Origin of the sequence: Mesorhizobium sp. XAP4 (genome assembly GCF_029269325.1) — a bacterium.
GTDB lineage: Bacteria > Pseudomonadota > Alphaproteobacteria > Rhizobiales > Rhizobiaceae > Mesorhizobium > Mesorhizobium ciceri.
The window spans coordinates 404,382-423,086 of sequence record NZ_JARIXW010000005.1; the positions used below are offsets into that span (position 1 = coordinate 404,382).

Consider the following 18,705-nt stretch of genomic DNA (forward strand, 5'->3'; position numbering starts at 1 on the left):
CCTCGTGGCGGTCGGCACCAGGCCTGGAACAGACGATCAATCCCCATAGATATTGAAGTCGAAATAGCGCTTGGTGATCGTGTCGTACTCGCCGCTGGCGCGCACTGCTTTGAGTGCCGCATTGAGGCGGTCTCTCAGAGCGGTGTCTTCCTTGCGCAGGCCAGCGCCGTCACCATATCCAAACGTCTTCTCATGCGGCAGCGTCACCTTGATTTCATACGCTTGGCCTTCCGGCTTCTTCAGGAAATCCTGGATCTGGATACCCGCCGCCGCCATGAGATCCACGCGGCCCGCCTGCATGTCGGCGATCTCGTCGTCGAGTGTCGGATAGATCTTCACTTCGGCAACGCCGTTGAACTTCTCCTGCATGTAGGTCGCCTGCAGGCTGGCACTTTGTGCCGCAACCGCAATCCCCTTGAATGTCTCCGGCTTGGCTACGTCGAACTGCCTTGTATCAGCCTTGGCGCCGACAAGCACGTTGGGCGAATAGTAGTACTTGTCGGTGAAGTCGATCACTTCCTTGCGCTTGTCGGTGATCGACATTGAGCTCCAGATGACGTCGAACTTCTTGGCCAACAGCGCGGGAATGATGCCGTCCCAGGCAATATCGACGATCTCGCACTTGGCCTTCATTTCCTTGCAAACGGCGTTCATCAGATCGATTTCCCAACCTTGCCAGGTGCCGCTGGCATCCTTGACGGAGAAAGGCGCGTATGCTCAGCAGCGACACCGAAGCGGATAACGTCGTCGGCCGCTGACGATGGGTAAGTGGCGCCAAAGACCGCCACGATCAATGACAAGGCGAGTGCGAGCTTTTTCATGATTGTTCCCCTTTTCTGTTTCTGTGGATTTTTATGTTCCGCGATGATGGACCCGGTCGCCCCAGACCCGATCTTTCGGTGTGTCGGATGGGATCGATATCCGGATCGATGCCGACGGCCAGCTCGCGGCCCTGAGCGTCGTGGACCAGTTCAGATGTCGGCGATGCGAACTTGGCCATTGCGCTCAGTCGGCCTTCTCTCAGGGCGGTGTATGAAAACGCTAACAGGTCAAATGGTCTCGATCTAATGCCCCTTGCCACGCGGTTCATCACCAATAGTTATGACAGCGAGGCTCGATCACCTGGCCAACTGCGCTTGTTACGCTGAATTGGCCCGCCTATGTCGCCACCGTTGATCGCGACTATGAGTTTTCAGCGATAGTCCCGCTTCCAAGGGAATAGGCTCGCGGGTGTCCACCAGATTTCCTATGTGGCATCGTCGACTGGTTGTCTGACATCGCCGTCCGCCATGCTGTCGGTCCCGCCAATCCTCGCTTAGGTCGTCATATGAATATGAATAGCAGCCCTTTCGGGTCGATCGACGAGATGAGCGGTAAGATCGCTGCCGGTTTGTCGCCCGTGGAAATCATGGAGGGCTGTCTTGAGCGCATCCGGGAGATGAACGAACACATCCGGGCGATGATCTTCGTGAACGAAGCTGACGCTCTTGAGGCTGCCCTTCAGGCAACACGCGAAATCAGATCCGGTCACGCGCGCGGTCCGCTGCATGGCGTGCCAATTGCGGTCAAAGACGTGCTCGACGTAAAGCATTGGCCGACAACGGCTGGCTCCCGTCTGTTCGAGAACCACATCGCGCAGAAGACAGCGGTTTGCGTTGCCAACCTTCAGGCGGCTGGCGCCATCATCATCGGCAAGACGAACCTGCACGAACTGTGCGTCGGCGGACATGACAACCCCTGGTACGGCAAGGTCGCCAACCCGCTCGATCCAGACCGTGGAACGGGTGGCACAAGCAGCGGATCGGCTGCGGCCGTCGCAGCCGGATTTTGCTTGGCCGCGGTCGGCACGGACAGCGGCGGTTCAAACCGATCTCCGGCTGCGGCAACCGGCTTGTTCGGTTATAAGCCGACCAATGGCCTGATCGCCATGCAGGGCGTCATGAGCATAGCGCCTTCGCTGGACTGCGTCGGCGTTCTTGCACGCTCGGTCAGGGATGTTCGCCTGGTGACCGAGGCGCTTGCCGGAAAACGGCTCACCCCGTCAGCGAGCGGGCCCAAGAACAGCAAATCGAGATCAAGCATCACTGTCGGCATCTGTCCCGAACTGATTGGCGCTCCCATCGACAAGGCCGTGGATATTGCGTTGGCAGCCATGCTCGATCGTCCCGAGGTGCACAGGATCGAGATCGCCTTCGACGATAGGGAGGCGTTCGTCGCTGCCGGACTGACAATCTTGCAATGCGAGTTCGCGAGAACCTACCGCGATGCAATCGAGCGGAAGCCCGATCTGGTCGGCGATGCGGTTCGCTCCTTCCTGCAAGACGGCACTCGCATCAGTGCGGACGCCTATGCCGGCGCCATCGAAATCCGCAACGATGTGCGAAGCCGGTTTCTGGAGAAAATGGCGGGCGTGGACGCTCTCGCCATTCCAACGGCGCCTGGCGCGGCGCCGTGCCTGTCCGACGAACTGACAGAGGTGAATGGTGAGATGGTGCCGTGGGGAATGGCTGGCGGCCGCTTCCGGCGCTGGGCAAATATGCTCGGGATGCCAACGTTGGCCATTCCTGTGTTGGTTCCCGACGGCCTTCCGGTTTCGGTGCAGCTTGCCGCACATCCGGGGCAGGATTCCGATTTGCTCGATCTCGCCGAAATGCTGACAAGCAACTGAGGCCAGTTCCGCAAAGCGCTGAAAGTTGATAACCTACAGGAATAAACTTCCTTCGCGGGGCTCTTGGAACATTGGCACCTTCCCATTAGTCTTGCCTGACAGCTCGCTGTTTCGGCACAGCGTCTAGCTGCGTGGCAAGGTGAGCGGCAATGAATCTCGGCGACAAGGACACCCTCCCAAAGGAGGCGGAGTTTACGCCTCGCGAGATCGAGGTCTTCGCCTCGGTCATGCTGCATGGAACAACCACCAAGGCGGCCGATGCGCTCGATATTACGCAGCCCGCTGTCAGCAAGATGCTTCAGCAACTCAGCGAGAAGGCGGATTTCCAGCTGTTTAGGAAAAGCCGCCAGCGGCTGATCCCTACGCCTGAAGCACACATGCTCTATGCCGAGGTGAAGCGCGTTTTCGAGTCCGCGCGCGGCATCTCGCGGGCTGCGCGCGAGATCCGCGAATTGCGCAGCGGCAGGCTCAACATCTGCGCGCTCCCGGCTTTCGGTTCCACGCTGCTGCCCTCCATCATCACGAGCTTTTCAAAACAGCATCCGTCCGTGTCGATTTCCCTGGATATACGCAGCTCCGCCACCGTGGTGCAGCGGGCGAGCCGCAATCAGCTCGACATCGGGATAGGCGTCACGGCATCGGATGAAAACTCCTCGATCGTCAGGCGTGCGCTGACAGCAACTCCACCTGTGTGTGTCATGCCGGCGGGCCACAGTTTGGCCGAGCTCGAAGTCGTTCGGGCAGAAGATCTTGACGGTCTCGACTTCATCTCGATGGGGTCAGCCGATCCAATGCGCCAACAGCTCGATGCACTCTGCGAAGAACGCGGGGTGGGACGTCTGCTGAAAGTAGAGGCCAGCCTGTCCAGTGCCTGCATTGCCCTGGTCGCGTCCGGCGCTGGCGTGAGCATCGTCGACAGGCTTTCCGCCTGGATGGCACGCGACCTGCCAATCGAGATCAGGGATTTCCGGCCGCATCTTGATCTTAATCTCAGCGTCTACCGGCCTTGGGGCGTCATCGCATCGTCAGCGGCGGACGCTTTCACGGAGCATCTCATTCAGACGACGCGAAGCTTCATGAACGGCGTGGAGGCAGGAATCACGGCTCTCGGTCCTCGCAGCCAAGCAGACAAGATTGTAGCCATTCAACGCTGAAAGCCTCTAGCGGAGCGGCAGGCTTTCGAAGAGGCGGTCGATATCTGCTTCGTCATTGTAGACATGCGGCGACACCCGCATTTTCGAGCCGCGCAGCGTGACGTGCACGTCAGCACGTTTGAGCTCCTGTGCCGCGTTCGGCGCGAGACGATCGCCTATGTCGAGGATCGAGATATGCGGTGTCGGGTATCGCAGACGGGCAACCGGCAGCCCTCTGCTTTCCGCCTGCGACCAGACGCGTTCATTAAGGTGACGGAGGCGTCCAAACACGCTCTCGACGGTCCATCCACGGATGAGCTTCATTGCGGCGATGGCTATGGGCAGGACCGCGAAATCGGAGCGTTCCCCCATGTCGAACCGCCGCGCGCCCGGAAGAAAGTCGGGCACGGCAACCTTATAGAAATCGGATTTATCTCCGCCCACCCTGTTCCATGAATGATGTTCGAGCGTGCGCCCCGCTTCGTGCCAACGCCGGTCGGCATAGAGGAATGCGAGCCGATATGGACCGAGCAGAAACTTGTAGGTGGCGAAGACGAGAAAATCCGGCCGAACGCGACGGACATCAAACGGCACCGCGCCAACCCACTGGGTTCCGTCGACGACCAGCCTGGCGCCTGCCGCACGAGCAGCGACCGCGACTGTCTCAAGGTCGATCGCCATGCCCTCGAACCAGTGCACCAGCGTTCCCGCGACGACGGCGATGGGACGACTTGAATTGACGATCGCCGATACGATGGCGCTGGTCCAGTCACCGTCAGCCGGTTGCGGGACAATTTCGACGTGAGCGCCGGACCGCTGCGCGAGGTCGTACCAGACGTATCGGTGCGAGGTGTGTTCGTTCTCCATCAAAAGGATGACTGATCCTGCCGCAACCGGAACGTTGGCGGCTGCGATCGCCATGCCGTAGCTGGTCGCGGCCACGATGGCGATGTCGTCGGTGTCCGCGCCAACCATTGTGGCGGCGAGCATCCGCGCCTCTTCCACCTCGTCGTAGTAGGACGCAATGGTCATTTTCCAGGGCTCGGCTTTCACCCTGACACCAGCCTCGCCGGCGGCGACCGCGGCAATCGGGATCGGCGACATATAGGCCGCGTCCAGATAGGTCGTGTCGCGGGGGATGGAAAAGAGATCTCGCTGGCAGTCGAGCATGTTCTCACAACCTGAAATCAATTGAGGTGCCAAGACCGGCATCAAGGGCGCGGGTGTAGATAAGATTGGCGAGTTCGATGTCTTGCGCCGGAACGCCGAGAGACCGGAAGAGCGTGATGTCACCGTCGTCGGCGCGGCCGGGCTTGGCGCCCGCCAGCACTTCGCCGACCTCGCCACGAATATGTTCGACGCCGATCACGCCGCTTTCAATCGCCTCGACCAGTTCACCTGCGGCTGCAAGCGCCATGGGCAGGTAATCCACCCAGATCCGCGACCTGCGCACGCATTCGAGGTCGAGTTCCCGGCAGGAGGCAACGCTCGCGCCGACGGCATTGATGTGGACGCCAAGCTGCAACCACTGGCCGAATAGCACAGGCGTCTGGGAAGAAGTCGTGGTGCAGATGATGTCGGCTTCGCGAACGGGTTCGCCAGCATGACGATGCGCCTGCGCCCTGAAGCCAGAAGCGGCAAGGTCTTCGGCGAAGCGCTCGGCTTTTACAAAGTCGCGACCCCAGACATGGATCGCGCAGATCGGCCGTACCTCAGCGATGGCAGCGATGTGCCGGCGCGCCTGCTCGCCGTATCCCAACACGGTCAATTTCGAGCTCTCGGGTCGCGAAAGGACCCTGGTGGCGACAGCGCTGGCTGCCGCAGTGCGCCAAGCCGTCAGTTCTCCCCCATCGATCAAGGCTACAGGCCGTCCGTGCTCCTTGTCGAACAGGAACACACCGCCGCGGTGAGACGCGAGCCCGTGTGTAAAATTGTCGGGAAACACGGACAACACCTTCGCCCCAAACAGCGGGCGGTCATCCAGCGCAGCATACATAAGCGACAGGCAACTGCCCGCCGCACCTGGCAGGTCGAGCGTACGCCTGATCTGCTGACGAGCCATGCCATTCGATGTCTTACGCAGCGCCGCCTCGGTCGTCTCGAGCACCAGGGAAAGGGTCAAAATCTCCCGGATCGCGTTCTTGTCGATCAGGAGGAATTGCGGCTCCCCGTTCACCTTGCAGTCTCTGCCATTCAATGACCCCTGACGCGCCGATCTACGCCAAGCGTAACATTGCTCGCGGCTACCGTTGCGCTCGAATTTGATAACTTCGAACGTGCAGTTACCCGCGCGGGATCATACGCCGATAGACGCACCGCACCGGTTCATAACTTTTGGCCACAAACGGCAGCGGCCAGTTCAATTGACGGTCGTTGGCGCTCATTGCACTGTTTTTGGGCAACTCAGGTTGTTGGGCGGATCGCAACCGAGATTAAAACCAAAATTCAGAGGTCGAACGAGCTGGAATATCGCCATGAGTGTTGCTTCGAATAACCCTCTGTAGTGCTTCGGATCGATGTTCCCATAGCTCAATCCAATTTCGCGCGTCGCTGAGATTTAATCAGCAGCTGACGTAACCACACAATAATTTGTTGGAGCTTTCTACATGCGCATTGTCGTCATCGGTTCCGGTATCGTCGGCAGCTCTGCCGCCTATGAATGCGCCAAGGCGGGAGCGGACGTCATCGTGCTGGAGGCTGGAAGGATAGCTGGGGGCACGTCGGCGGTAAGCTTTGCCTGGACAAATGCGACGACCAAGCGGCCCCGGCCGTATTTCGATCTGAACGTCTCAGGAATGCGCGCCCATCTTGAACTCAGGCGTGACTTTGGTGTTGCCCCCTGGTTCACCCAGACCGGCAGTTTCGATTGGCGAACGGTGCCGGAATCCATGGACGACTATTTCGAGAACTTTCGGCAGATGAAGGAATGGGGCTACGGCGTCGAGTGGATCGACAAGAAGCGTGTCGCCGAGATGGAGCCCGATGTCGACGTCTCCGCCTTCGGCGATTGTCCGATCTCCTACTATCCGGAAGAAGGTTGGGTCGATCCGGTCCTCTACTCGGCCTGGCTTTTGCGGGCGGCGAAGGAGCGCTGGGGAGCACAGGTCAAGGTCAGTTCACGCGTGACCGAGATCGAAACTGAAGGCGGTCGTGTCCAGGCAGTTCGCACGGCGAACGGAGAGCGATACGCTGCGGATGCGGTCGTGAACTGCACCGGCGGCTGGTCTAGTGAGAGGCTCGGCGACGCCCAGGGTATTCCGCTGTCCTCGACGATCGGCGTGCTGGCCTTCACCCCGCCGGTGGCGTTGACGCTCCGGAGCCAGTTGCATGCCGACGATCTGGATCTCCGCCCCGATGGTGCGGGCCGTATCATGATTCACAAAGTCTCGGTGGATATGACGTTCAAGAAGCCGGAGACGCTCAGCCCCGCCGGCGACGAGGCGGCGACGCTCCTGGAGGCAGCGAGCAAGGTCCTGCCTTCGCTCCGCGATGCAGGTGTGGAAGCCATTCGCACGACCGTCAGGCCGTTCCCGGAGGATGGCTATACCTGTGCCGGCGCCATGCCAGACATCGTCGGCCACTACATGGCCGTAACGCACAGTGGTGTGACCATCGCCCCGCAGTTGGGCAAGGTGGTCGCCGACGAAGTCGTGCGCGGCAAGATCCATGACGAGATGGAGACGTTTCGTCCGCAACGCTTCTTCCAAGTCCACGCTCAGCGATCCGCTGTTGCGCATGTTTGATCTTTTGACCAAAGCACAAGGCCCTGCGTCATGACGAAAATCGAAAGATTCGACAAGAACGAGCGGCTTAGCCGGGTCGTCGTTCACAACGGTATCGTCTATCTTTCGGGGCTCACCGCCGGTGACAAGAAAACCGATGTATCCGGCCAGACAAAGCAAATATTGGAAAAGGCGGATAGCCTTCTGCAGAGGGTCGGCGTCGACAGGTCGAAGCTGCTGTTCGCGCAGATCTGGCTGAGGGACGTCGAGGACTTCGACGCGATGAATAAGGCCTGGGTTAACTGGCTCGACGGCGCGGAGGCGCCGGCGCGCGCCACGGTTGGGGCGAGCTTCGCGCTGCCCGAGATCCGCGTCGAAATTCAGTTTACTGCAGCGGTCTGACTCGCTGCACGCTAGAAACGTGATCGGGAACACCCGATGATCTACCTCAATTTTAGGCATCGTAGTGCTCCGCTCCACGCCGAATTTGGCCGCTTCATCCTTCGCATATGTGCCAAAAGTCTGCAGGTCTACGAAATTCGCCGTACTAATTCCGCTGGTTCTTCCCCAAATAAGGACGGCGAAATGCCATCTAAGTAGCTGATTTTGTTGGTGATCCCGACAGGAATCGAACCTGTGACCTACAGATTAGGAATCTGCCGCTCTATCCTACTGAGCTACGGGACCACGCGGCCAGACACATAGCCGCTTCGGATCGTTTCGCCAAGAGGCCGGCCGAAGGCAATTCGGCCGGCTTTGCGCTGCCGCTGTCAGGCGGCCAGCGCGGTTTCAGCCAGTTTCACCCAGTAGCTCATGCCGTGCGGGATGACCTCGTCATTGAAATCGTAGGCCGGGTGGTGCAGACCGGCGGTGTCGCCATTGCCGATGAAGATGAAGGCGCCGGGGCGGGCTTCGAGCATGTAGGAGAAATCCTCGCCGCCCATCACCGGCTGGATGCCGCGGTGGACATGGGCGTCGCCGGCGACACTCATCGCGACGTCACCGGCAAACACCGTCTCTTCCGCGTGGTTGAAGGTCACGGGATAATTCGCCTGGTAGTCGACCTCGATCCTGGCCCCGAACGCGGTCGCCAGCCCGTCGCAAATGCTGCGGATGCGCTCTTCGGACTTCTTGGCGATTTCTTTTCGCAAGGTGCGCACGGTGCCGGCGATTTCGGCGGTTTCGGGAATGATGTTGTAGGCATCGCCGGCGTGGAACTTGGTCACCGACACCACCACGGCCTCGACCGGATCGGTGCTGCGCGAGGCGATCGTCTGCAAGGCGCCGACCAATTGGCTGGTGATGACGATCGGGTCGATCGTGCCGTGCGGCATCGCCGCGTGGCCGCCCTTGCCGCGCACGGTGATGGTGAATTCGGCGGTCGCCGCCATGATCGGGCCCGGGCGAATGGCGAACTGTCCGACAGGCAGGCCCGGCATGTTGTGCATGCCGAACACCCTGGAGATGTCGAAACGCTCCATCATGCCGTCCTTGACCATCTCGTTGCCGCCGCCGCCGCCCTCTTCGGCCGGCTGGAAGATCACCGCCACCGAACCGGTGAAGTTGCGCGTCTCGGCGAGGTATTTGGCCGCACCCAGCAGCATCGCCGTGTGGCCGTCATGGCCGCAGGCATGCATCTTGCCGGGGATGGTCGAGGCGTAGGGCTTTCCTGATATCTCGTTGAGCGGCAGCGCGTCCATGTCGGCGCGCAGGCCGATGGTGGGACCTTCGCCCTGGCGGCCGCGGATGATGCCGACGACGCCGGTCTTGCCGAGCCCGGTGACCACGTCGTCGCAGCCGAAGGCCTTCAACTTCTCGGTGACGAAGGCGGCGGTCTTGAAGACGTCGAAGTTCAGTTCTGGCGTCTGGTGCAGATGCTGGCGCCAGCCGGCAACTTCGTCCTGCATTTCGGCGGCACGGTTCAGGATTGGCATGATGGTTCCATCTCGCTGTTGGGACGGCGGGTGTTGGCCGCTGCCTTGCAATTGTGATCGCCAGGCACTTTGCCATCTTGGCGTCACATAGAGTAAATAGCACCGCAACAATGGGGTCCGGTTTTTGAGGGTCGGACCATATGCTGGCGATCGCGTAACGAAATCTTACGGAGCCAGGGGCGACTACGGCAAGAGGCGATTTCGGATTTGATCATGCGGTACAGGCATTTCCTCAAACTATTCTCGGCTGGCACAATCGCGCTGTCGGTTGTGGCCGGGCCGGCGCTGGCCAATCCGGTGGTCGTGTTCGACCTCGGCAGCGGCAAGATCCTGCAGCATCAGGATGCGTTCAAGCGCTGGTATCCGGCATCGCTGAGCAAGCTGATGACCGCTTACGTCACCTTTCGGGCGATCGCGGCCGGCGAGGTACAGCTCGATTCGCCGATCAAGGTGACCAAACACTCCGCCGCCGAGCCGCCAAGCAAGATGGGCTTCAAGCCGGGCTCGGTGATGCGGCTCGACAATGCGCTGAAGATGATGCTGGTCAAATCGGCCAACGACATTGCCATGGCTGTCGGCGAAAATGTCGGCGGTTCGCAGGCGGCCTTTGCCGACCGGATGAACGCCGAGGCGACCCGGCTCGGCATGAACGGCACGCATTTCGTCAATCCGAACGGGCTCTATTCGCCGGATCAGTACACGACGGCGCGCGACCTCGCCGTGCTGGTGATGGCGATCCGCCGCGAATTTCCGCAATATGTGCCGTGGTTCTCGATCGAGGGCCTTGCCGTCGGCAAGAAGGCGATCCCCAACTACAATCTCTTGATCGGCCGCTATCCCGGCGCCGATGGCATGAAGACCGGTTTTGTCTGCCCTTCCGGCTTCAACATGATCGGTTCGGCGACGCGCAACGGGCGCACGCTGGTCGCGGTTGTGCTTGGCGAGAAGTCGGCGGTCACCCGCGCCGAGACGGCGGCAAAACTGCTCGATCAGGGGTTCGACACGCCTGTCGCCGGCTCGGCCACCGTCACCACGCTGGCGCCCTATGGCGACACGGTCTCACCCAACGACATGCAGGACGAGGTCTGCAAGAAGAAGACGCCGCAGGAGCAGTCCGAGGCGCCGCCGGCCGCCGCCAAGAACGTGCCGAAATCACCCTACCAGGGAAAGCTCGACCATGTGCCGACGCTGGTTGCCGTCGGCCTTGGCGGCGCCACCGGTCCGGCGCCGAAGGCCATCCTCGACCAGGGCGCGCAGGAATTTGCCGATGTGCCGATCCCGAGCTGGCGGCCCGACAGGCCGGCACCGGCCGGCACCGGCCCGAAGATTGCCGGCTCCGCCGCGCAGGGCGACCAGCCGGTCAAGGTTGCGAACTAGCCAATGGGCAGCGGCTTCCCGATCCCAGTCTCGGTGCTGACCGGCTTCCTCGGCGCCGGCAAGACGACGCTGCTCAACCGGCTGCTCAAGGATCCGGCGCTGGCCGACACCGCGGTGATCATCAACGAGTTCGGCGAGGTGGCGATCGACCATTTGCTGGTCGAGCAGTCTTCCGACGGCATCATCCAGCTGTCGGACGGCTGTCTGTGCTGCACGGTGCGCGGCGAACTGGTCGATACGCTGGCCGACCTGGTCGACCGGCTGCAGACCGGCCGCCTTGCCCGGCTCGCCCGCGTCATCGTCGAAACCACCGGCCTTGCCGACCCGGCGCCGGTGCTGCAGTCGATCATGGCGCATCCGGCGCTGATCCAGGCCTTCCGGCTCGACGGCGTCATCACGCTGGTCGATGCCGTCAACGGCAACGCCACGCTCGATGCCCATGTCGAGGCGGTCAAGCAGGTTGCCGTCGCCGACCGCATCGTGCTCAGCAAAGCCGATCTGGCCACCGACCCCAATGAGTTGGAAATGCTGCGGGCGCGCCTGCGGCAGATCAATCCGGGCGCCGAACTGCTCGATGCCGGCGACACGGAGACAGGCGTGGCGGCGCTGTTTGATTGCGGCCTCTACAACCCGGCAACCAAATCCGCCGATGTGCGGCGCTGGCTTGGCGAGGAAGCGGCGCACGATCATCACCATCATGCTGGTCATGATCACGAGCATGGCCATGACCACGGCCATCGTCACGATCAGCGCGTGCGCTCCTATTCGCTGGTGCATGACGGCCCGGTGCCGTTTTCGGCGATCGAGATGTTCCTCGACCTGCTGCGTTCGACCCATGGCGAGCGCCTGCTGCGCATGAAGGGCGTCATCGAGCTCAGGGAAGACCCGTCGCGGCCGCTGGTGATCCATGGCGTGCAGAAGATCCTGCATCCGCCGGTGCAATTGCCGTCCTGGCCGGATGGCCAGCGTGGCACGCGGCTGGTGCTGATCACGCTCGACATGCCGGGAGATTATATCCGCAGGCTGTTCGCCGCCTTCACCGACCGGCCGTCGGTTGACACGCCCGACCGCGCGGCGCTGGAAAACAATCCGCTGGCGATCGCCGGGCGGTAGCTCCCAACGATTACGGCGCGCCGCGCTCGACCAGGAAGCGATGGCCGCCGGAGACCGCGGCCGTTTCAATCAACTGGTGGCCGCTCTCGGAGCAGAATGCCGGAATGTCGATGACGGCGAGCGGGTCGGTGGTCTCCAACCAGAGCCGACTGCCCGGTTGCATCCCCGCGAGGCGCTTCTTGGCCTTGAGCACGGGCAAGGGGCAGTTCAGCCCCTTGAGGTCATAAATAGCGGCGCGATCAGCCACGGGCGATATCAACCGCCGAACATGCCGAGCAGCTTGTTCTTCAGCTTCGTCACGCGGCTTTCGTCGGCACTCGCCGCTTGCGTTTCAGCCATTGGCGCCGCTTCCGAAGGGGCCGCGATGGTCGCGGTGGCGACTGGGGCCTCCTTGGCGGCCTTCTCGGCCTCCTTTTCGGCCAGAGCCTGGGCCTTGGCGGCTTCCTTGGCTTGCTTGGCCGCCTCAATGGCAGCCAGCCTCTGCTCCTCGGCCTTCTGCTTGGCAGCTTTTTCGGCATCAAGAGCCGCCATCTTGCGGCCGGCGGGCGAATCGATGCGGCCCATGCGTGCCGTCTCGGTGACCGAGCCGTCATTGTTGAGCGACGGCGGATCGATCGGTACGCGTTCGCCGCGTGCGCGGCGCTTGGACCAGTCGGAGACGATGCTGGCTTCCTTGATACCGGCGATGGTCGGCTTGGGCGCCGGCACGCTGGCCTTGACCGCGCCGCTGAACGCCGCGTCATAGGTGCTCATGTAGGAATTGTAGGCGCTCTTCAGCGAATCAGGCTGCGTCGTCGCCGGGCAGGCGCCAGTCGGATCGAATGTCTGACCGTCGGCGGCTACCTGGTTGAAGACATAACGCTTCTCGCAGACATCGACCTTCGGCGGCACCTTGGTGATTTCGAAATTGTCGTAGCCGACCTTGAGCATCTTCCAGAAGTCGTAATTCGGGTCGTTGCGGTAGCGCGCCATGTTGGCGGCGGTCATGCGGAACGGAAACGCCTGGATCTGGAACTCGGTCTGGCCGCCTTGGAAGGCATCGCGGCCGAAGGCATAGATCTGCTCGATCTGCGCATCGGTCATCGAATAGCAGCCCGACGACGAACAGGCGCCGTGCACCATCAAATTGGAGCCGGTGCGGCCGTTGGCGCGGTCATAGGCGTTGGGATAGCCGATGTTGAAGGACAGATGGTAGTTCGAGCGCGGATTCATCTGCGCCGGGCGCACCGTGTAGAAGCCTTCCGGCGCCTGGCGGTCGCCTTCGGTGTATTTCGGCCCGAGCTTGCCCGACCATTTGCAGATGTCGTAGCTGGCGACCATGTCATAGCGGCCGTTGGTCTTGGCCTTCCAGATCTCGAGCTTGCCTTCTTCCTTGAAGATGCGGGCCATCACCGACGAGGTGCGGACCATGCCCTTGGCCCTCATGTCGGCGAGGATCTTGTCGGGCAGCGGCTTGTTGGCCTCCGGGGCAAAATCCTTCATCGACGAATTGTTGCAGCCGGCAACGCCGAGGGCAGCGATCAGGATTCCGGTGCGGGCAAGCTTGACAAACATGGCTACGGATATCGTCTTTTCTCTGGCGCCAGGACGTTTCCTGCCCCGGCTGCTACACTGCGCATCGACGGACCCTAAGCCCGTTAACCCTAATAAATTCCTTACCGCAAGTGCCGACGCATCCCCCTGCGGCAGTCTCATTGAGCCGAATGCAGCGGCATTTTTGTGGCAAAAATGCTCCGCTCCGCCACATTGTTGCGGCCAAGGGTGCCTGTGGTCAGAGACTGCGGCCCATGGCCAGGTATTTTTCGCGGCGCTGTTCGCGGAAATCGGTGTTGGCGCCGGCGAAGTCCTTCATCGTCCTGGCGATGAGGTCTCCGGTCGCGGCGATCACGGTTTCGGCGCCGCGATGCGCACCGCCGAGCGGCTCGGGGATGATGGCATCGATGATCTTCAGTTCCAGAAGATCCTGCGCGGTGATCTTCATGTTGGTCGCCGCGTCCCTCGATCGTGTCGTGTCGCGCCACAGGATCGAGGCGGCACCTTCCGGCGAAATCACCGAATAGATGGCGTGTTCGAGCATGTAGACGCGGTTGGCGGTGGCGATGGCAATGGCGCCGCCCGAACCGCCTTCGCCGATGACCACCGAGATCGACGGTACTTTCAGGCCGAGACAGGTCGAGGTTGAACGGGCGATAGCCTCCGCCTGGCCGCGCTCCTCGGCGTTGACTCCGGGATAGGCGCCGGCCGTGTCGACCAGCGTCAGGAGCGGGATCTTGAAGCGGTCGGCCAGTTCCATCAGCCGTACCGCCTTGCGGTAGCCCTCCGGCCGAACCGAGCCGAAATTGTGCTTCAGGCGGCTGGCTGTGTCGGAACCTTTTTCCTGGCCGATGATGGCAATGGGTTCGCCGCGGAAACGGGCGAAACCGCCGACGATCGCCTGGTCCTCACCGAAATTGCGGTCGCCGGCCAGCGGCGTGAAATCGGTGAACAGGCCCTTGATGTAGTCGACGCAATGCGGCCTGTCGGGATGGCGCGCCACCTGCACCTTCTGCCAAGGCGTCAGCGCCTTGTAGGCATCGCGCAATGCGTCGCGGGAGCGCTTCTCGAGACGGTTGATCTCGTCGCCGACATCGACCGCCTCGCCATTCTCGGCAAGCTTCTTCAGCTCGAGGATCTTGCCCTCGAGGTCCTGCACCGGCTTTTCGAAATCGAGGTAATTATACATGCGTGAGCGGACCGATACGTCGGAAGGCAGTGGCTGACGGAACCCTTGAATCCAAGGCTCCGGGCGGTGAAATGTCGTCCTCACATAGCGATATGAGGCCTAGTCGGCAAGCGGATGATGATCGTTGACCAGCCGCACCAGCCGCTCTTCCAGCACATGGGTGTAAATCTGTGTCGTCGATATGTCGGCATGGCCAAGCAATTGCTGCACGGCCCGCAGATCGGCGCCGTTCTGCAGGAGATGGCTGGCGAAAGCATGGCGCAGCACGTGCGGCGAGATCTTCGCCGAGGCAATGCCGGCCCTTGCCGCCAGCCCTTTCAGGTCACGCGCGAAGACCTGGCGCGAGAGATAGCCGCTGTCGGAGGCGGCCGGAAACAGGAACGGACTGTCGGCGAAGGCTGGCACCTTGGCGCGGGCGGCAAGCCAGGTCTTCATCGCCGCGCGTGCCTTGGCGGAGAGCGGCACCATGCGCTCCTTGTCGCCCTTGCCGCGCACCATGAAGAAGCGGTCGTCGCGTTGCGCCACCGTCACCGGCAAGCCGACCAGCTCGGAAACGCGCAGGCCGGTGGCGTAAAGCACCTCGACCAGCGCATGCAGGCGCAGTGATGCCAGGCTGTCCCCATCGCCCGACGAGACATCGCCGGCTTCAATTGCTGCACGGTCGATCAGCCGGCCGGTGTCGGCCTCGCTCATCGTCTTGGGCAGCGGGCGGCCCTTTTTCGGGCTGTCCAGCGTGCCGGTCGGGTCATCGCCGCGCAGGCCTTCGGCGTAGAGGAATTTGAAGAACTGGCGGATCGCCGACAGTTTGCGCGCCTGCGACGTGGCGGCAAAGCCGCGGGCGGCAATGTCGTCGAGATAGGCGCGGATATCGGCGGCGGCGGCACCGGCCAGCCCGCCATCGATCGCGCCGGAAGCGTCCTCGAGGTCGCGGCGGTAGGAGGAAAGCGTGTTTTCGGCCGCGCCCCGCTCGGCGCTCATCATTTCCAGAAAGGCTTCGATGCGGGCCGCGCTGTTCATTCAGCTTTTCTTGGGATTGAGCTTTTCCGGAGGGATGCGCACGCTCATTTCCCCCTTCTTTGGCTCGACGAACATCACCAGTGCAAACATCGTACCATAGGCAATGCCAGCCAGAATCGCTGTTACCACGACAAAGCGAAACAGTGTCGGCATCAATTTTCGCCCGTCTTCTTGTTCTGCGTTTCCAAACCCTGTCCCCTTATGGGACGCCAATCCGGCCAATTCAAGGAAGAAGCTGGGGCCTGTTAGCAACTTCTGATGCAGACCCTGCCGGTCCATATCGGGTTCAAGGCACTTGCCACGCTTGACGCAAACGGGCTTTTCATGTCGATACGCCGGCAAAGAGGGCCTTCGAAACATCCGATGAACGCGCTGCCAGCAAATCCTCCAGACGAGAACCACGCCGCGTTGCTCGGCAGGCTGGGCAGCCGTTCCGTCGTCTTCGTCGGATTGATGGGCGCCGGCAAGACGGCGATCGGCCGCAAGGTGGCGACGATGCTGGCGCTGCCCTTCATAGACAGCGACCAGGAGATCGAAAGCGTCTCGCGCATGACCGTTCCGGAACTGTTCGAGCGCTACGGCGAGACCGAATTCAGGGCGCTGGAGCAGCGCGTCATCCTGCGCGTGCTGGAAAACGGGCCGCAGGTGCTGTCGACCGGCGGCGGCGCCTTCATGAATGCGCAGACGCGCGAGGCGATTGCAGCGCAGGGCGTCTCGGTGTGGCTGAAGGCCGAACTCGACCTTCTGATGGATCGCGTCGCCAAGAAACAGAACCGGCCGCTCCTGAAAAGCGCCGACCCGCGCGCCGTGCTGGAGCGGCTGATGGGCGAGCGCTATCCGGTCTACGCGACATCGGACGTCACAGTGCCGACCCGCGACGACCGCAAGGAAGTCATCGCGACCGAGGTGGTGGACGCGCTGTGCCGGCATTTCGGCATTGATCAGGCGGCTGCGACGGGCGAGGTGGAACAGTGAGCATCGAGGCACCCGTTGTCGTCGAAGTCGGCCTTGGCGACCGGACCTACGACATTCTGATCGGCCCGGGATTGTTGGCCCGCGCGGGTGCGGAGATTGCGCGCCGGCTGCCGGGCACACGCGCCGCGGTCGTCACCGACGCCAATGTCGCTGCAGCGCATCTCGGTGCGCTGAAGGCCAGCCTCGAAACGGGTGGCATCCAGCCCGCCATCATCACACTGCCGGCCGGCGAGAAGACCAAGAGTTTTGCCCATCTCGAAGAGGTGGTCGACGGTGTGCTGGCTGCGAAACTGGAGCGCGGCGACATCGTCATCGCCTTCGGCGGCGGCGTTATTGGCGACCTTGCCGGCTTTGCCGCCGGCATCGTGCGGCGCGGCATGAATTTCGTGCAGATTCCGACCTCGCTGCTGGCGCAGGTCGATTCCTCGGTCGGCGGCAAGACCGGCATCAACAGCCCACGCGGCAAGAACCTTGTCGGCGTCTTCCATCAGCCGAAACTGGTGTTGGCCGACACAGGGGTGCTCGACACGCTGCCGATCCGGGAATTCCGCGCCGGCTATGCCGAGCTCGCCAAATACGGGCTCATCGACCGGCCGGAATTTTTCGCCTGGCTGGAAAAGAATTGGGTTCAGGTTTTTGCCGGCGGGCCGGAGAGGGCGCAGGCGATTGCCGAAGCCTGCCGCGCCAAGGCCGACGTGGTTGCGCGTGACGAGTTCGAGACCGGCGACCGCGCGCTGCTCAATCTCGGCCACACATTCGGCCACGCGCTGGAAGCCGCCACCCAATATGACGGAAGCCGCCTCGTCCATGGCGAAGGGGTCGCCATCGGCATGGCGCTGGCCTACCGGTTCTCGTCGCGGCTCAATCTGGCCAGCCCCGACGATGCCGCGCGCGTCGAGGCGCATCTGCGCGCCGTCGGCCTGCCCTGGCGAATAGCCGACATCCCGGGCGATCTGCCTGACGCCGAGGCGCTGCTTGCCTTTATCACCCAGGACAAGAAGGTGTCGCGCGGCGCGCTGACCTTCATCCTGACGCGCGGCATCGGCCAGGCTTTCATTGCCAAGGATGTTCCGGCATCGGAAGTGCTGTCGTTTCTGAGGGAGAACCACCCAAAGGAAAGCGACCGGAGATGAACGAGCCCGGCTGGATCGTCGTCGCCGTCCTTGCCATCCTCATCGTGCTGCTCGTTACCGTGCGCACGCGCCTGCTTGCCATGTTCGGGTACGAGCTTTCGCGCATCGAGCCGCAGCGCTCCAGCCAGGACGAATTGCGCGGCGCGGTCGACGATTTCCGCCGCGATGGCCAGGTGGTGCGCGAGGATCGCGACCGCGTCGGCGGCCTGTTCGATCTCGCCGAACTCGAAGTCTCCGACATCATGGTCCACCGCACCAACATGCGCTCGGTCAATGCCGACAATGCGCCGGAAGCGGTGGTGCGCGAGATTTTGCAAAGCCCGCACACCCGCATGCCGCTGTGGAAAGGTTCGCTCGACAACATCGTCGGCGTGCTGCATGCAAAGGATCTGCTGCGCGCCTTGAACGAAGTCGGCAACGATTTCTCCAGGATCGACGTGATGAAGATCGCTTCGAAACCCTGGTTCGTGCCCGACACCACGACCTTGCAGGAACAGCTCAACGCCTTCCTTCGCCGCAAGGCGCATTTCGCCGTCGTCGTCGACGAATATGGCGAGGTCGAAGGGCTGGTGACGCTGGAGGACATTATCGAGGAGATCGTCGGCGAGATCGCCGACGAGCACGATGTCGACATACAGGGCGTCAAGCAGGAGGCCGACGGCTCCGTGGTCGTCGACGGTACGGTGCCGATCCGTGACCTCAACCGGGCTCTCGACTGGAACCTGCCGGATGAGGAGGCAACCACCATTGCCGGCCTCGTCATCCACGAGACGCAATCGATCCCCGAGGAGAAGCAGGCTTTTACGTTCCACGGCAAGCGCTTCATCGTCATGAAACGCGACAAGAACCGGATCGCAAGGCTGAGGATCAGGCCAGCCGGCGACGCCTGATGTGCGCCGGGAGACCGGGTG

General features: G+C 62.2%; 19 protein-coding genes and 1 tRNA gene. 9 read left to right on the plus strand and 11 right to left on the minus strand.

The window, feature by feature from the left end; all coding sequences use genetic code 11:
* Positions 1-36: 36 nt before the first annotated feature.
* A complete protein-coding gene (locus P3C39_RS23335) occupies positions 37-654 on the minus strand; it encodes a transporter substrate-binding domain-containing protein (RefSeq protein WP_275954270.1) in 618 nt (205 codons plus the stop codon).
* Positions 654-821 carry a hypothetical protein gene (locus P3C39_RS23340; RefSeq protein ID WP_275954269.1) on the minus strand — a complete coding sequence of 56 codons (168 nt, stop codon included), beginning with the start codon at positions 819-821 and terminating at the stop codon, positions 654-656. Before P3C39_RS23340 ends, P3C39_RS23335 begins: the two co-directional genes overlap by 1 nt.
* A gap of 446 nt (positions 822-1,267) precedes the next feature.
* On the opposite strand from P3C39_RS23340, the gene P3C39_RS23345 reads away from it, so the two are divergent.
* Both P3C39_RS23345 and P3C39_RS23350 read left to right on the plus strand, forming a co-directional pair.
* Positions 1,268-2,668: an amidase gene (locus P3C39_RS23345; protein ID WP_275954268.1), complete on the plus strand. Its 1,401-nt coding sequence runs from the start codon at positions 1,268-1,270 to the stop codon at positions 2,666-2,668.
* Between the two features lie 149 nt (positions 2,669-2,817).
* The gene (locus P3C39_RS23350; RefSeq protein WP_275954267.1) at positions 2,818-3,822 is read left to right on the plus strand and encodes a LysR substrate-binding domain-containing protein; all 1,005 of its coding nucleotides are present in this window, start codon (positions 2,818-2,820) and stop codon (positions 3,820-3,822) included.
* A gap of 6 nt (positions 3,823-3,828) precedes the next feature.
* Here the strand turns inward: P3C39_RS23350 and P3C39_RS23355 are convergent, their stop codons facing one another.
* Together P3C39_RS23355 and P3C39_RS23360 are read right to left on the minus strand one after the other, a co-directional pair.
* Complete coding sequence (locus tag P3C39_RS23355; RefSeq protein ID WP_275955454.1) at positions 3,829-5,094, minus strand: aminotransferase class V-fold PLP-dependent enzyme; 1,266 nt, start codon at positions 5,092-5,094, stop codon at positions 3,829-3,831.
* Positions 4,976-5,977 (minus strand): ornithine cyclodeaminase family protein, encoded by a 1,002-nt coding sequence (locus tag P3C39_RS23360; protein ID WP_275954265.1) that lies wholly within the window; start codon positions 5,975-5,977, stop codon positions 4,976-4,978. The genes P3C39_RS23355 and P3C39_RS23360 overlap by 119 nt, the downstream gene beginning before the upstream one ends.
* Positions 5,978-6,407: 430 nt before the next feature.
* On the opposite strand from P3C39_RS23360, the gene P3C39_RS23365 reads away from it, so the two are divergent.
* Both P3C39_RS23365 and P3C39_RS23370 read left to right on the plus strand, forming a co-directional pair.
* Complete coding sequence (locus P3C39_RS23365) at positions 6,408-7,544, plus strand: FAD-dependent oxidoreductase (RefSeq protein ID WP_275954264.1); 1,137 nt, start codon at positions 6,408-6,410, stop codon at positions 7,542-7,544.
* Between the two features lie 30 nt (positions 7,545-7,574).
* The gene (locus P3C39_RS23370; RefSeq protein ID WP_275954263.1) at positions 7,575-7,925 is read left to right on the plus strand and encodes a RidA family protein; all 351 of its coding nucleotides are present in this window, start codon (positions 7,575-7,577) and stop codon (positions 7,923-7,925) included.
* Between the two features lie 208 nt (positions 7,926-8,133).
* Here the strand turns inward: P3C39_RS23370 and P3C39_RS23375 are convergent.
* Positions 8,134-8,210: transfer RNA gene (locus tag P3C39_RS23375), tRNA-Arg, on the minus strand.
* An 83-nt stretch (positions 8,211-8,293) separates the two neighbouring features.
* Positions 8,294-9,457, minus strand: coding sequence for a M20 aminoacylase family protein (locus P3C39_RS23380; protein WP_063169116.1), 1,164 nt, complete (start codon positions 9,455-9,457; stop codon positions 8,294-8,296).
* A gap of 213 nt (positions 9,458-9,670) precedes the next feature.
* Here P3C39_RS23380 and P3C39_RS23385 point away from each other — a divergent pair, with 213 nt between their 5' ends.
* The gene (locus P3C39_RS23385; RefSeq protein ID WP_275954262.1) at positions 9,671-10,834 is read left to right on the plus strand and encodes a D-alanyl-D-alanine carboxypeptidase family protein; all 1,164 of its coding nucleotides are present in this window, start codon (positions 9,671-9,673) and stop codon (positions 10,832-10,834) included.
* A gap of 3 nt (positions 10,835-10,837) precedes the next feature.
* Positions 10,838-11,947 carry a GTP-binding protein gene (locus tag P3C39_RS23390; RefSeq protein ID WP_275954261.1) on the plus strand — a complete coding sequence of 370 codons (1,110 nt, stop codon included), beginning with the start codon at positions 10,838-10,840 and terminating at the stop codon, positions 11,945-11,947.
* Positions 11,948-11,957: 10 nt separating this feature from the next.
* Here P3C39_RS23390 and P3C39_RS23395 read toward each other — a convergent pair whose 3' ends face one another.
* From P3C39_RS23395 to P3C39_RS23415, 5 genes are all read right to left on the minus strand, one after another.
* Complete coding sequence (locus tag P3C39_RS23395) at positions 11,958-12,194, minus strand: sulfurtransferase TusA family protein (RefSeq protein ID WP_024503732.1); 237 nt, start codon at positions 12,192-12,194, stop codon at positions 11,958-11,960.
* 8 nt (positions 12,195-12,202) lie between these two features.
* Positions 12,203-13,501 carry a murein L,D-transpeptidase family protein gene (locus P3C39_RS23400; RefSeq protein ID WP_013529353.1) on the minus strand — a complete coding sequence of 433 codons (1,299 nt, stop codon included), beginning with the start codon at positions 13,499-13,501 and terminating at the stop codon, positions 12,203-12,205.
* 217 nt (positions 13,502-13,718) lie between these two features.
* Complete coding sequence (locus P3C39_RS23405; RefSeq protein ID WP_275954260.1) at positions 13,719-14,669, minus strand: acetyl-CoA carboxylase carboxyltransferase subunit alpha; 951 nt, start codon at positions 14,667-14,669, stop codon at positions 13,719-13,721.
* A gap of 99 nt (positions 14,670-14,768) precedes the next feature.
* Positions 14,769-15,686, minus strand: a complete 918-nt coding sequence (locus tag P3C39_RS23410; RefSeq protein WP_013529355.1) for a site-specific tyrosine recombinase XerD — start codon at positions 15,684-15,686, stop codon at positions 14,769-14,771.
* On the minus strand, positions 15,687-15,839 hold the full coding sequence (locus P3C39_RS23415; RefSeq protein WP_013529356.1) for a hypothetical protein: 153 nt from the start codon (positions 15,837-15,839) through the stop codon (positions 15,687-15,689).
* A gap of 210 nt (positions 15,840-16,049) precedes the next feature.
* On the opposite strand from P3C39_RS23415, the gene P3C39_RS23420 reads away from it, so the two are divergent.
* Genes P3C39_RS23420 through P3C39_RS23430 form a run of 3 tightly spaced genes read left to right on the plus strand, consistent with a single transcriptional unit; the run spans position 16,050 to position 18,684 of the window.
* Positions 16,050-16,661, plus strand: a complete 612-nt coding sequence (locus tag P3C39_RS23420; protein ID WP_024503735.1) for a shikimate kinase — start codon at positions 16,050-16,052, stop codon at positions 16,659-16,661.
* Positions 16,658-17,794, plus strand: a complete 1,137-nt coding sequence (gene aroB / locus P3C39_RS23425; protein ID WP_275954259.1) for a 3-dehydroquinate synthase — start codon at positions 16,658-16,660, stop codon at positions 17,792-17,794. Before P3C39_RS23420 ends, aroB begins: the two co-directional genes overlap by 4 nt.
* Positions 17,791-18,684 carry an HlyC/CorC family transporter gene (locus P3C39_RS23430; protein ID WP_064993085.1) on the plus strand — a complete coding sequence of 298 codons (894 nt, stop codon included), beginning with the start codon at positions 17,791-17,793 and terminating at the stop codon, positions 18,682-18,684. Before aroB ends, P3C39_RS23430 begins: the two co-directional genes overlap by 4 nt.
* Positions 18,685-18,705 lie beyond the last annotated feature (21 nt).

What these genes read in the sequence shown, in the direction of transcription:
- P3C39_RS23335 (WP_275954270.1), bottom strand. Translation starts at nt 654, where the DNA reads ATGAACGCCGTTTGCAAGGAAATGAAGGCCAAGTGCGAGATCGTCGAT.
- P3C39_RS23340 (WP_275954269.1), bottom strand. Translation starts at nt 821, where the DNA reads ATGAAAAAGCTCGCACTCGCCTTGTCATTGATCGTGGCGGTCTTTGGC.
- P3C39_RS23350 (WP_275954267.1), top strand. Translation starts at nt 2,818, where the DNA reads ATGAATCTCGGCGACAAGGACACCCTCCCAAAGGAGGCGGAGTTTACG.
- P3C39_RS23365 (WP_275954264.1), top strand. Translation starts at nt 6,408, where the DNA reads ATGCGCATTGTCGTCATCGGTTCCGGTATCGTCGGCAGCTCTGCCGCC.
- P3C39_RS23370 (WP_275954263.1), top strand. Translation starts at nt 7,575, where the DNA reads ATGACGAAAATCGAAAGATTCGACAAGAACGAGCGGCTTAGCCGGGTC.
- P3C39_RS23380 (WP_063169116.1), bottom strand. Translation starts at nt 9,457, where the DNA reads ATGCCAATCCTGAACCGTGCCGCCGAAATGCAGGACGAAGTTGCCGGC.
- P3C39_RS23385 (WP_275954262.1), top strand. Translation starts at nt 9,671, where the DNA reads ATGCGGTACAGGCATTTCCTCAAACTATTCTCGGCTGGCACAATCGCG.
- P3C39_RS23390 (WP_275954261.1), top strand. Translation starts at nt 10,838, where the DNA reads ATGGGCAGCGGCTTCCCGATCCCAGTCTCGGTGCTGACCGGCTTCCTC.
- P3C39_RS23400 (WP_013529353.1), bottom strand. Translation starts at nt 13,501, where the DNA reads ATGTTTGTCAAGCTTGCCCGCACCGGAATCCTGATCGCTGCCCTCGGC.
- P3C39_RS23405 (WP_275954260.1), bottom strand. Translation starts at nt 14,669, where the DNA reads ATGTATAATTACCTCGATTTCGAAAAGCCGGTGCAGGACCTCGAGGGC.
- P3C39_RS23410 (WP_013529355.1), bottom strand. Translation starts at nt 15,686, where the DNA reads ATGAACAGCGCGGCCCGCATCGAAGCCTTTCTGGAAATGATGAGCGCC.
- P3C39_RS23415 (WP_013529356.1), bottom strand. Translation starts at nt 15,839, where the DNA reads ATGCCGACACTGTTTCGCTTTGTCGTGGTAACAGCGATTCTGGCTGGC.
- P3C39_RS23420 (WP_024503735.1), top strand. Translation starts at nt 16,050, where the DNA reads ATGAACGCGCTGCCAGCAAATCCTCCAGACGAGAACCACGCCGCGTTG.
- P3C39_RS23430 (WP_064993085.1), top strand. Translation starts at nt 17,791, where the DNA reads ATGAACGAGCCCGGCTGGATCGTCGTCGCCGTCCTTGCCATCCTCATC.